This window comes from Streptomyces tibetensis (genome assembly GCF_007655005.1).
Lineage (GTDB): Bacteria > Actinomycetota > Actinomycetes > Streptomycetales > Streptomycetaceae > Streptomyces > Streptomyces tibetensis.
The window spans coordinates 19,468-31,749 of sequence record NZ_SZVW01000001.1; the positions used below are offsets into that span (position 1 = coordinate 19,468).

The 12,282-nt window shown below is 71.9% G+C and carries 8 protein-coding genes; 3 read left to right on the top strand and 5 right to left on the bottom strand.

All coding sequences use genetic code 11. The features are described from left to right. The first annotated feature begins 138 nt into the window (after positions 1 to 138). The 3 genes from FDO69_RS00080 to FDO69_RS00090 all read left to right on the top strand — a co-directional run bounded on the left by FDO69_RS00080 (position 139) and on the right by FDO69_RS00090 (position 6,151). Positions 139 to 2,868 carry a lysylphosphatidylglycerol synthase domain-containing protein gene (locus FDO69_RS00080; RefSeq protein ID WP_104777508.1) on the top strand — a complete coding sequence of 910 codons (2,730 nt, stop codon included), beginning with the start codon at positions 139 to 141 and terminating at the stop codon, positions 2,866 to 2,868. Between the two features lie 133 nt (positions 2,869 to 3,001). Further along, on the top strand, positions 3,002 to 4,546 hold the full coding sequence (locus tag FDO69_RS00085) for an alpha/beta hydrolase (RefSeq protein WP_104777509.1): 1,545 nt from the start codon (positions 3,002 to 3,004) through the stop codon (positions 4,544 to 4,546). Positions 4,547 to 4,681: 135 nt separating this feature from the next. Continuing rightward, the gene (locus tag FDO69_RS00090; protein ID WP_104777510.1) at positions 4,682 to 6,151 is read left to right on the top strand and encodes an alpha/beta hydrolase; all 1,470 of its coding nucleotides are present in this window, start codon (positions 4,682 to 4,684) and stop codon (positions 6,149 to 6,151) included. Between the two features lie 71 nt (positions 6,152 to 6,222). Here FDO69_RS00090 and moeZ read toward each other — a convergent pair whose 3' ends face one another. From moeZ to FDO69_RS00115, 5 genes are all read right to left on the bottom strand, one after another. Further along, positions 6,223 to 7,401: an adenylyltransferase/sulfurtransferase MoeZ gene (moeZ, locus tag FDO69_RS00095; protein WP_104777511.1), complete on the bottom strand. Its 1,179-nt coding sequence runs from the start codon at positions 7,399 to 7,401 to the stop codon at positions 6,223 to 6,225. Between the two features lie 63 nt (positions 7,402 to 7,464). Further along, entirely contained in the window at positions 7,465 to 8,214 is a 750-nt protein-coding gene (locus FDO69_RS00100; protein WP_104777512.1) for a spherulation-specific family 4 protein, read from the bottom strand. Beyond that, positions 8,202 to 9,161 (bottom strand): NAD-dependent epimerase/dehydratase family protein, encoded by a 960-nt coding sequence (locus FDO69_RS00105; protein ID WP_104777513.1) that lies wholly within the window; start codon positions 9,159 to 9,161, stop codon positions 8,202 to 8,204. Before FDO69_RS00105 ends, FDO69_RS00100 begins: the two co-directional genes overlap by 13 nt. 155 nt (positions 9,162 to 9,316) lie before the next feature. Then, entirely contained in the window at positions 9,317 to 10,468 is a 1,152-nt protein-coding gene (locus FDO69_RS00110) for a hypothetical protein (RefSeq protein WP_234387791.1), read from the bottom strand. Next, complete coding sequence (locus tag FDO69_RS00115) at positions 10,468 to 12,210, bottom strand: DUF3492 domain-containing protein (RefSeq protein WP_104777514.1); 1,743 nt, start codon at positions 12,208 to 12,210, stop codon at positions 10,468 to 10,470. The genes FDO69_RS00110 and FDO69_RS00115 overlap by 1 nt, the downstream gene beginning before the upstream one ends. Positions 12,211 to 12,282 lie beyond the last annotated feature (72 nt).

Below are 12,282 nucleotides of genomic sequence, written 5' to 3' on the forward strand. Positions count from 1 at the left end.
GAGCGTTTCCCGCACCGGGCAGGGGCGCATCGGGCAGACTGTCCGCCCCCGCATGTGCACCCTGATTGCCCCGTGTGCCGGTGCGGCATGCCACCATCGTGCGGGCGGTGACCGGTGATACGAGACCAAGAAGAGACGATGAAGCAGCAGGGTGCGCACCCCGAGGACACAGAGGGCATCTCTGACGCTTCGTCGCGCCCGGGCACTCCGGACGACAGTCCGAAGGGGGCCGCGAGGAAGACGCGCGCGGCCGCCGAGGAGCCCGAGTTCGCGCACATCGACGAGGTGGAGGGCGACGAACCACTGCTCCCCGCGCGCGTGCACCGCCCGTCCGACCTGATGCGTCTGCTGGTGGGTGTGCTCGCCGTCGCGGTCCTGATCGGGATCGCCGCGTTCGCACACGGCACCACCTCGGGCCTCGAACAGGACATCAACAAGGGCACCGGGCAGGCACCCGACCTGCTCATCAAGATCGCGGGGCTGGCCTCCAGCATCGCCATCCTGCTGGTACCGGTCGCCTTCGCCATCGAGCGGCTGATCAAACGGGACGGGCTCCGCATCGCCGACGGCGTCCTCGCGGCGGTCCTCGCACACGGCGTGACCCTCGCCACGGACCTGTGGGTCGCCCGGGCCGCCCCCGACTCCATCCAGGAGGCGCTCACCCAGCCCTCCCCCGGCGACACCCACGCGCTGACCGACCCCGTGCACGGATACCTCGCCCCGGTCATCGCCTACATGACGGCCGTCGGCATGTCCCGCAGACCGAGATGGCGCGCGGTGCTGTGGGTCGTGCTGCTCCTCGACGCCTTCTCGATGCTCGTCACCGGGTACACGACCCCGTTCTCGATCATCCTGACCGTGCTGATCGGCTGGACCGTGGCCTACGGCACGCTGTACGCGGTCGGCTCGCCCAACGTCCGGCCCACGGGACAGACACTGATGGCCGGCCTGCGGACCGTCGGCTTCCGCCCGGTCAGCGCGTCACGCGAGGACACCTCGGACAACCCGGACACCGGGGACCGGGGGCGGCGTTACTTCGTCACCCTTGAGGACGGCCCGCCCCTGGACGTGACGGTGGTCGACCGCGAGCAGCAGGCCCAGGGCTTCTTCTACCGCGCGTGGCGCAACCTCACCCTGCGCGGCTTCGCCACCCGCAGCAGTCTCCAGTCGCTGCGGCAGGCTCTGGAGCAGGAGGCGCTGCTGGCGTACGCGGCCATCGCGGCCGGCGCCAACGCACCCAAGCTGATCGCCACCTCCGAGCTCGGCCCCGACGCGGTGATGCTCGTCTACGAGCACAGCGGCGCACGCACCCTCGACTCGCTGCCGGACGAGGAGATCACCGACGACCTGCTGCGCGACACCTGGCACCAGGTGAAGGCGCTGCAGTCGCGGCGTATCGCGCATCGCAGGCTGGTGGGGGACGCGATCCTGGTGGATCGTTCCCGCACGGTGATCCTCACCGACCTGCGCGTCGGCGAGATCGCGGCCGGTGATCTGCTGCTGCGCATGGACACCTCCCAGCTGCTGGTGACGCTCGGCCTCCGGGTGGGCGCCGAGCGGGCGGTGGCCTCCGCGGTGGGCGTGCTCGGTCCCGACGCGGTGGCGGACTGTCTGCCGATGCTCCAGCCCATCGCGCTCAGCCGTTCCACGCGCGCGACGCTGCGCAAACTGGCCCGGGAGCGGGCACAGCGCGAGCGTGACGCGGTGCTGGAGGCCTCCCGGCTGGCCAAGCAGGCTCGCCTGGAGGAGAACGCGGACGAGTCCGGGCCCGTCCTGGAGAAACCCGACAAGAAGGCCGTACGGGCCGAGCAGCGCGCCGAGAAGCGGGCGATCGACGAAGCCGTGGAGGAGGCACGCGAGGAGGACCTGCTCACGCAGATCCGGCACGCCGTGCTGCGGATCAGGCCGCAGGCACCCGTCGAACCGGCGCGGCTGGAGCGGGTGCGTCCGCGCACGCTGATCAGCTTCATCGCCGGGGCGATCGGCGCGTACTTCCTGCTGACGCAGCTCACGCACATCGAGTTCGGGCCGCTCATCGCGAACGCCGAGTGGGGGTGGGTCGCCGCGGCCGTGCTGTTCTCGATGTGCAGTTACGTCGCCGCGGCGATGGCCCTGCTGGGATTCGTACCCGAGCGGGTGCCGTTCGTGCGGACGGTGGCAGCGCAGGTCGCCGGGTCGTTCGTGAAGATCGTCGCCCCGGCGGCCGTCGGCGGTGTCGCGCTGAACACGCGCTTCCTGCAGCGCGCGGGAGTGCGGCCGGGGCTCGCGGTGGCGAGTGTCGGCGCGTCGCAGCTGTTCGGGCTCGGCTGCCACATCCTGATGCTGCTGTCCTTCGGCTATCTGACCGGCACGGAGAAGACGCCGTCGCTGTCGCCGTCCCGGACGGTCATCGCCGGCCTGCTGACGGTGGCGGTGCTCGTGCTCGTGGTGACCTCGGTGCCGTTCCTGAGGAAGTTCGTCTCCACGCGCGTGCGGTCGCTGTTCGCGGGTGTCGTGCCGCGCATGCTGGACGTGCTTCAGCGGCCGCAGAAGCTGGTCACGGGCATCGGCGGCATGCTGCTGCTGACGGCCTGCTTCGTGATGTGCCTGGACGCGTCGATCCGCGCGTTCGGCGACGACTCCACCTCGATCAGCATCGCCAGCGTCGCCGTCGTCTTCCTCGCGGGCAACGCCCTCGGGTCCGCGGCGCCGACGCCGGGCGGTGTGGGCGCGGTCGAGGCGACCTTGACGGTCGGTCTGATCGCCGTCGGGCTCCCGAAGGAGGTCGCGGCACCGGCGGTCCTGCTGTTCCGCCTCCTGACGCTGTGGCTGCCCGTCCTGCCGGGCTGGCTGGCCTTCAACCACCTCTCCCGCAAACAGGCCCTCTGACCCGACCGGGCCGGGCGCGGGTCCGTCAGCCCCCGTCGGCCCGGCGAGCAGGCTCTTTCGCCTCACCGGACCCTGCTACCTCGTACGGCACGCGTCCCGCGCGCCCCGTCCGGGGCCGCCGCAGGATGGAACCATGCCAACCCTCCTCCGGCTGCGCGCCGCCGCCCTGACCGCCTCCGCAGCGCTGCTGGCCACCGTGATGGCGGGCTGCGGCGACGACGCCAGGGACGAGGACGTGACGCGGCAGGCATTGAGCTGGAAGGCCTGCCCTGCCCCGGACGAGGCCCAGGGCGGTGGCCCCCCGCCCTCTCCGCTGCCGGACGGCGGCGAGTGGCAGTGCGCCACCATGAAGGCCCCGCTCGACTGGGGCGACCCCAAGGGCGACACGATCGGACTCGAGCTGATCCGGGCCAGGACCACCGGCGACGACAGCGAACGCATCGGCTCGCTCGTCTTCAACTTCGGCGGCCCCGGCGCCTCGGGCGTCACCACCCTGCCCGGCTTCGCGGACGGCTTCGAGACCCTGCGCACCCGCTACGACCTGGTCAGCTTCGACCCACGCGGAGTCGGCCGCAGCGACCCCGTCCTCTGCGAGAACGACCAGCAGCTCGACGCGTACTTCCAGCAGGACAGCACGCCCGACGACGCCGCCGAACGCAATCAGCTCGTGGACGACACCAAGGAGTTCAACGACGCCTGCGAGCGGAACTCCGCGAAGGTCCTGCCCCATGTGCGCACCACCGACGCGGCCCGCGACCTGGACCTGATGCGCCAGGTTCTCGGCGACGACAAGCTGCACTACTTCGGCTTCTCCTATGGCACTGAACTGGGCGGCGTCTACGCCCACCTGTTCCCCGAGCGAGTCGGCCGCGTCGTGTTCGACGCCGTCGTGGACCCCACCCTGAACCCCGAACAGAGCTCGCTGGCGCAGGTCAAGGGCTTCCAGCTCGCGCTCGAGAACTTTGCCGAGGACTGTGTGTCGAAGACGGAGGAGTGCCCCATCGGCGACAGCGCGCAGAACGTGACGGATCGCATCGCCACGCTGTTGAAAGACCTCGAACGCAAGCCGATCCAAGGGGTCTTCCCGCGCGAACTGACCCAGAGCGGGGCCACGAGCGGCATCGTGCAAGCGCTGTACTCGAAGGACTTGTGGGAGACCCTCACCGAGGGCCTGAAGCAGGCCTACGACGGCGACGGGAGCATCTTGATGCTGTTGTCCGACTCGCTGAACGGACGCAGTGAGAACGGCGAGTACGACAACTCGACCGCTGCCAACATCGCCATCAGCTGTGCAGACACCAAACCGCGCTACGACACCCCCTACGTGGAGAGGAAACTGCCCGAGTTCCGAGCGGCGTCCCCGCTGTTCGGCGCATCCTGGGCCTGGGCCATGCTCAGCTGCACCGACTGGGCCGTGGCGGGCGCCGCCGACCACCCGGACGTCAGCGCTCCGAGCTCGGCGCCCATCCTGGTCGTCGGCAACACCGGCGACCCGGCCACGCCGTACGAGGGCGCGAGGGCGATGGTGGACGCGCTGGGCAAGGGCGTCGGCGTCGAGCTGACCTACCGGGGGCAGGGTCACGGCGCCTACGACAGCAAGAACCCGTGTGTGCAGGGCGCGGTGAACGGCTATCTGCTGGACGGAAAGGTGCCGCCGGCGGGGACCGTCTGCACCTGACACCCCCAAGCCTTCGACCAAACTCGCAGGTCAAAGGGTTATCCACAGGCTGAGACGGTCGACGCGGGATGTGCCTACCATGGCCGGACCGCCATCCGCGGCACGAAGCGGACGGCCTGCGAGGGGGGATGGGCAATGACGCGCTTCGTTCGGTGGACCGCTCTGGCGGCCGCATCGGCCCTGCTGGCCGCGGGCTGCAGCGGCGGTCCGTCCGACGACGACAGGAGCGGGCTGTCCTGGGGACGTTGCAAGGCCGGTGCCGACGGCCCCGCGCCGAGCAGCGACTGGCAGTGCGCGACGCTGAAGGTGCCGCTGGACTGGTCGAAGCCGGACGGCGAGACGATCGGTCTGGGGCTGATCCGCGCCAAGGCGCGCGGCGGTAACCGCGTCGGGTCGCTGCTGTTCAACTTCGGCGGCCCGGGTGCCTCGGGCGTGTCCATGATGCCGTCGTACGCCCCGACCGTCTCCTCACTGCGCGAGCGGTACGACCTGGTGAGCTGGGACCCCCGCGGGGTGGGTGCGAGCGAGGGGATCCGCTGCAGGGGCGACAAGGAGATCCAGGCCGCCGAGTCGGTGGACCTCACCCCGGACACCCCGGCCGAGGAGAAGGCGTTCCTGAAGGACGCCACCGACTTCGGCAAGGGCTGCCAAAGGGACGCCGGCAAGCTCCTGGCCCACGTCTCGACGGCCGACTCGGCCCGTGACATGGACCGCATCCGTGAAGTCCTCGGCGACAAGAGGATGAACTACTTCGGTATCTCCTACGGCACCGAACTGGGCGGCACCTACGCGCACCTGTTCCCGAAGAAGGTGGGACGCATGACGCTGGACGCGGTCGTCGACCCCGGGGCGGACACCGTGGGCCACGCCCAGAACCAGGCGAAGGGCTTCCAGCGGGCACTGGACAGTTACCTCGAGTCCACCGGCCAGGACCCTCAGGAGGGCTCGCGGAAGATCGCGGCCCTGTTGCAGCGGATCGACGCCCGCCCCCTCCCGGCGGGCCTGCCGGGGCGGAAGCTGACCCAGGCCCTCGCGGTGACCGGCATCATCCTGCCGCTGTACAGCAAGGACAGCTGGCCGACGCTGACCGGCGCCCTCGACGCGGCCGAACAGGGCGACGGCTCGGAGTTGCTGACCCTCGCCGACCGCTACAACGAGCGTGCCCCCTCGGGGCGCTACGGCACGACCACCCACTCCCAGCGGGTCATATCGTGCCTGGACGACCGGCAGCGGCCGACGGTGGCCGAGACGAAGCGGCTGCTGCCCCGGTTCGAGAAGATCTCCCCGGTGTTCGGGACGTTCCTCGGCTGGGACACGGCCGGCTGGTGCCACGACTGGCCGGTGCCCGGACAGCACGACACCCCGGAAGTGAGCGCCCCCGGCGCGGCGCCGGTCCTGGTGGTCGGCAACACCGGCGACCCGGCCACCCCGTACGAGGGCGCGCGCAGGATGGCCGACGAACTGGGCAAGGGTGTCGGAGTGATGCTCACCTGGCGGGGCGAGGGACATGGCGCGTACGGCAGCGGGAGCGACTGCGTCGACTCCACGGTGAACGCGTACCTGCTGGACGGTTCGGTGCCGAAGGACGGCAAGGTCTGCTCATGACGGCGGCGGGGGCCTCGGACACCCGTGGTGCCCGAGGCCCCCGCCGCTCGGGAAGGGAGGCCGGATACGGCTCAGTACACCGGCTTGGACGGCTCGATCTGGTTGACCCAGCCGATCACGCCACCGCCGACGTGCACCGCGTCCGAGAAGCCCGCGGACTTCAGCACCGCGAGGACTTCCGCACTGCGGACACCCGTCTTGCAATGCAGGACGATCTTCTTGTCCTGCGGGAGGCTCTCCAGGGCGGTGCCCATGAGGAACTCGTTCTTCGGGATCAGCCGGGCGCCCGGGATGGAGACGATCTCGTACTCGTTCGGCTCACGGACGTCGATGATGTCGATGCTCTCGCCGTCGTCGATCCACTCCTTGAGCTGCTTGGGAGTGATCGTGGAGTCGGCGGCCGCCGCCTGGGCCTCCTCGGACACGACGCCGCAGAAGGCCTCGTAGTCGATGAGCTCGGTGACGGTCGGGTTCTCGCCGCAGACCGCGCAGTTCGGGTCCTTGCGGACCTTGACCTGGCGGTACTGCATCTCCAGGGCGTCGTAGATCATCAGCCGGCCGACCAGCGGGTCACCGATGCCGGCGAGCAGCTTGATGGCCTCGTTGACCTGGATGGAGCCGATGGACGCGCACAGTACGCCCAGGACGCCGCCCTCGGCGCAGGAGGGGACCATGCCGGGGGGCGGCGGCTCCGGGTACAGGCAGCGGTAGCAGGGGCCGTGCTCGGACCAGAAGACGGACGCCTGGCCGTCGAAGCGGTAGATCGAACCCCAGACGTACGGCTTGTTCAGCAGCACGCAGGCGTCGTTGACAAGGTAGCGGGTCGCGAAGTTGTCCGTACCGTCGACGATCAGGTCGTACTGACTGAAGATGTCCATCACGTTGTCGGCCTCGAGCCGCTCCTCGTGAAGGATCACGTTCACGTACGGGTTGATGCCCTTGACACTGTCGCGGGCCGACTCGGCCTTGGGCCGGCCGATGTCGGCCTGGCTGTGGATGATCTGGCGCTGCAGGTTCGACTCGTCGACCTCGTCGAACTCCACGATGCCGAGGGTGCCGACGCCCGCGGCGGCCAGGTACATCAGCGCCGGCGAGCCCAGGCCGCCGGCGCCCACACACAGCACCTTGGCGTTCTTCAGCCGCTTCTGCCCGTCCATCCCGACGTCGGGGATGATCAGGTGGCGGGAGTACCTGCGGACCTCGTCTACGGTGAGCTCGGCAGCCGGCTCGACCAGGGGTGGCAGCGACACGGGGACTCCGTTGGTCGGTCAATCACTACGGTTGTTCTCCCCGTAACAGTGCCATGCGCTTTTTCATTCCGAGACACCTGTTCCGACACGCGAGACGAATTCGTCCCAGTAGCCGGGCATGGCCTCCCACGGGTCCGTCTGACCGCCCCCGTCCGTGTGGTCGGTGATCCAGACCGTCGCGGCGCCCTGCCACCGGGCGATGCGCAGTGCCTCGGCCAGGTGAGGGCGGGGCACGCCGTGGACGAAGTGGCAGAAGCGCTCGGGCGTGTGGTCGGCGGTCCATTCCGCCACCTGCGACCAGCGGTAGTCGCTCCAGGGCCCGGAGAAGGTGACCAACTGGTCGGCGAGCTCGACATAGCCGGGGTGCGGGTGGATGCCGTGACCGAGGACGATGTGGGCGGCGTCACGGATCATGCGCAGCGTGGCGACCGTGCGGCGGATTTCGGGCAGCCCGGCGTGGTCGGCGGGGCAGCGCTCCAGGAGAAAGCCGTCGACCTGGTACCAGTCGACGAAGCGGTGGGCGTCCGAGATCAGTTCGCCGAAGTTCCGGGTGCCGTACCGGGTGTCGAGGTGGCCGAGGACGCGGATGCCGGCGTTACGCAGGCGGCCGGCCGCCGCCAGGCAGTGCGGGTCGGGGCGCGCGCCGGGACCGTCCGCCACATTGAGGACCACCCAGTGCAGCGGGGTGCCGGGGCGGGTCAGCTCACCCCATTCGGTGGGGGCGAGGAGGGGGTGAGCGTAGCCGGGCACCCCGACGCCGGGGCGGACTTCCGTGCCCGAGGTGCTCCGCCGGGATCTGGTCAGATGCGGCATGCCGCCTCCATCCAGATGTCGGCGAGGGACTCCTCCAGGCCGATCCGGGGACGCCAGCCGAGCCGGTCGCGCGCGGTGCGCACGTCGGCCTGCTGCCAGCTGCCGCAGCCGTCGGGGTACGGATACGCGACGGGGGGCGCGTGGTCCGGGTCGGGGCGGGGGTGGCCGATGGCCGAGCGCAGGGCGCCGGGAGGCCCGTCGAGTTCGTGGAGGGCGCCGCCGTATCCGGCGACCCGGGCGAGGACCCCGGCGGCGTCGCGCAGGCGCACGGCGCGGCCGGAGCCGATGTTGATGACGCCCTGCGCGGCGGAGAGCGAGGCGGCGTGGACGGCACGGGCCACGTCGCGGACGTCCACGAAGTCGCGCTGGGCGCCGAGCCCGCCGAGTTTCAGCTCGCCGTCGCCGGACTGCATGGCGCGGCGCATGGCCTCGGCGAGACGGCCCAGCGGGGAGCCGGCGGGGGTGCCGGGCCCGGCCGGTGAGAAGACGCGCAGGACGACAGCGTCCAGGCCGGAGCCGAGGACCAGTTCGGTGGCGGCGAGCTTGCTGACGCCGTACGGGCCGCCGGGCCGGGGCACCGCGTCCTCGGCGGTGGAGGAGCCTGGCTGGCTCGGGCCGTACTCCGCGCTGCAGCCGATCTGCACCAACCGGGCTCCGCAGCCGCTGCGGCGCAGGGCCTCGCAAACGGTGGCCACGGCGACGGTGTTGTGGCGGGTGAGCTCGCGGGCCCCGCCGCGGGTGGCACCGGCGCAGTTGACGACGACACCCGGGTGGACCGCGTCGAGGAAGCGGGTGAGGGCGCCGGGGCTGCCCGAGGCGAGGTCGAAGCGGACGTCGGCGTCGTCACCGCGGCCGAGGGCGGTGAGCTGCACGGCCGGGTCGGCGAGCAGGCGGTCGGCGACGAAGCGCCCGATGTAGCCGTTGGCTCCGATCAGCAGGACTCTCATCGCGCGGCTCCCCGTGTCGCCGGGGTTCCTGGGTGGGTGGTCATGCGGGTTCTCCTAGAAGCGGAAGAGAAGGCGGGAAGGAGGGGGAGGAAGGAAAGGAAGGGGTGGGACGGGGCGAATGCCGCCCGCGGCGGCGGGGCCGGTGTCGGCGCCGGTCACCGCGCGGGCTCCGACGGTGCGTGGGCCGAGGCCCGGGTGAGCTTGCGGGTCGTGTGGACCAGCAGGGCCAGGGCCGCCGCGCCGCAGGCGAGGGTGGGGACGCTGCCGGCGCCCCAGGTGGTGACGAGGGTTTCGACCGGGGTGGCCAGGAAGCCGAGACCAGGGAGGCGGGAGGCGAAGACAGAGGCGAGGCCGACTGCCTCCGCCATGGCCGTCGCGGTGAGGACCACGGCGGGGGCATAGGTGAAGCCGTGCGTGGTGAGGAGGCGGGCCAGGAACAGGAGCGCCCCCAGGGCGAGGGCCTGAGCGGAGGCACCGGACTCGCCGAGGACTGCCCCGCAGAGGGCGAGCAGGGCCGCCAGGGCGCCCAGGAACAGGGCGAACGTGCCGAGCAGGAGGGGTCGCATGGCGGCGGCGAAGTCCTCCAGGCCGCGGCTGGAGGCGAGTTTGCGGCGGGCACGCGCGGTGAGGAGGTGTGCGGTCCAGGCGGCGGGCGCGCAGGCCAGGGCGAGAGCCAGGACAGGGGCGGCGGTGAGGGGCCAGGGGCCGTCGGGCGTGCCGGTGGGCAGGGTGTCGGGGCCTCCGGCGAGGGCGTTGCGGAGCAGGCCGTCGCCCAGGAGGGTGTAGAGGACGAGCCACAGGGTCCACGGGGTGGTTCTGCCGGAGGATGCGCCCGGTCGCGGCCCGGGCCGGTCCGTGTCGGTCCTGCTCAGGGGCCCTCGACGCAGGGCCGCGCGCAGCCCCAGGGCCACGGCGAGGGCGCCCGCCGCGGCCGCGAGCAGGCGCGGCTGCCCATGGGTGAGGTGCACGGCGGTCACGGCTGCGGCGCACAGCGCACCGGGCAGGAGGGTCGAAAGGGCCCAGTCGGCGCGCACCCGGGGAGGGGCGGGCGGGGCGGGCAGGGGTGTGTCCCCGTCCCGTGAGACCCGCGCGTACATCTCCTCGGCGAGGGAGAAGACGTCCCGGTGGCGGAAGCGGGCGGCGGTCCGGTCGGTGATGCCGTGCGCCTCCAGACCCGCGGCGATCTCCAGGGGGTCCACCGCGCGCTCACAGAGGTCACGGTGACGGTGCATCAGCGCCTTGACCGGGTCGGCAGCGCCCCGACGCGAGGTGCTTCCCGGACGGTCCAGTTCGCCCAAGTCGCTCATCACGCACCCTCCTGGGCGGGCACGGGAGTGGTCGCCCGCACAGGTTTGCCCGCCACCCAGCCGCCGCCGGCGGCGGCGGCGAGGCGGGGCGACGCGGCGGTCCAGCGGACGGGTACGTGGGCCTCGGCGGGCACCGCGAACGGCAGTGGCGCCCCCGCTCCGTCGAGGAGGACACGGCGGACGGGCGCGTGCGAGACGATCTCCAGGTAAATGCCGTGAAATGCCTCGATGTTCTGCTCGACCGTGAACAGTTCGAGGGCACGGGCGCGAGCGGCGGCGCCCAGGCGCGCACGGCGCTGGGGGTCGCGCAACAGGGCCACGCACGCGTCGGCGAGCGCCCGCGGATTGCGCGGCGGTACGACGAGCCCCGTGCCGCCGATGACCTCCACGACCGCGCCGACGTCCGTCGACACCGTCGCGCGCCCGCAGAGCATGGCCTCGACGAGGCCGACGGGGAAGCCCTCGACCACGCTGGACAGTACGGTCACGGCACCCGAGGCGTGGGCGTCGGCGACGGCCGGGAGTTCAGGGCCGCCGATCTCCTCGAAGGACACCGGATTGTCGCCGGCCGCGTGCGGGCCCTCGGCCTCGTCGGGGAAGAGCTGGGCGGCCAGCGTCCTGCAGTGACCGAGGTAGGCGGCACCCTCGGGACCGGCGGGGGCGCCCACGATGCGCAGCCGCGTCGTCGGCTCCTGCTTGCGCACCTCCGCGAAAGCGTGCAGCAGCGAGACCAGGTCCTTGGCGGGCTCGACGTGGCCCACCCAGACGAGCGTGTACGGGTCCACGCAGTCCGGGGACTCGCCCACCTCGTCGAAGGGCCGGGCGTCCATGCCGGGGTAGACCGTGCGGAGCTTCTCGCGATCGGCGCCGCAGCGCTCCTGCCAGCGGCGGGTGTGGGTGTTGCCGGCGGTGACGACCTCGGCCCGCTCGTAGGCCTCGGCGGCGAGCCGGCCCTGGAAGGCGGCCAGCAGGGACCGCACGGCGGGCGGGGCGTCCGGGGCGTTGAGGTAGTGCGTCCGCAGGCGCACGCCGTATTCGGTCACCATCAGGGGCACGCCGGTGAAGTGCCGGGCCAGCAGACCGGGCAGGGCCGCCGTACCGCCGGACGCGGCGTGACAGAGGTCGACCGTGCCGAGCCCGTCGTCCTCGTACCAGTCGAGGGAGAGGGGGCGCAGGGCGCGTTCGAGGTGCGCGGCGACGGCGAGCAGATCCGGTACGCGCGCCTCGCGTGCCGCGCGATGGGCGCCGGGCGCACGACAGGCGCGTTCCAGGGTGCGCACGGCGGCCTCCGACCGGAGCGCTCCCCTCAGTCCGCCTTCTTCGCGGGCGAGTTCGGCGAGCCCGTACAGGGCGTTGGCGAAACGGTCCGCCTCGGAGGTCGGCGCACCTCCGGAGAGCCCCCCGACAGCGCTCGGGACGCCCCCGGCGGCAGGGGAGGCAGCTCCTCCCGGCCCCCCACACAGCACGGCGGCCAGTTCTCCGAAGTACTCGGTGAACCGCCGGCGTGCGCGGCGCCCGAGCACCACCTCGTCGTCCTCGGCCATCCACAGGGGCGCGGTGCGCACCCGGCGGACGTTCGGTGACAGCGGGACCCAGCCCTCGTCCTCCTGGTGCTCGCTGCGGCTGAGCGCGTAGACGTCGAACTCGTGCTGGGCGAGCCCGCGCACCAGCCGGTCGCACCAGAGCCTGGCGTCACCGCTCACATACGGATAGCCACCCTCCGTAAGCAGTCCGATGCGCACGTGTGCACCCCCGATCTCCCGTATGGGGAGCCGCCGTTGCCCGGCGGCTCGCAGCGGGACGAACGTATGCGG

Bases quoted from the DNA above. Each gene is read 5' to 3' on its own strand.
- FDO69_RS00080 (WP_104777508.1), top strand. From the start codon at position 139: ATGAAGCAGCAGGGTGCGCACCCCGAGGACACAGAGGGCATCTCTGAC.
- FDO69_RS00085 (WP_104777509.1), top strand. From the start codon at position 3,002: ATGCCAACCCTCCTCCGGCTGCGCGCCGCCGCCCTGACCGCCTCCGCA.
- FDO69_RS00090 (WP_104777510.1), top strand. From the start codon at position 4,682: ATGACGCGCTTCGTTCGGTGGACCGCTCTGGCGGCCGCATCGGCCCTG.
- FDO69_RS00100 (WP_104777512.1), bottom strand. From the start codon at position 8,214: ATGCCGCATCTGACCAGATCCCGGCGGAGCACCTCGGGCACGGAAGTC.
- FDO69_RS00105 (WP_104777513.1), bottom strand. From the start codon at position 9,161: ATGAGAGTCCTGCTGATCGGAGCCAACGGCTACATCGGGCGCTTCGTC.
- FDO69_RS00110 (WP_234387791.1), bottom strand. From the start codon at position 10,468: ATGAGCGACTTGGGCGAACTGGACCGTCCGGGAAGCACCTCGCGTCGG.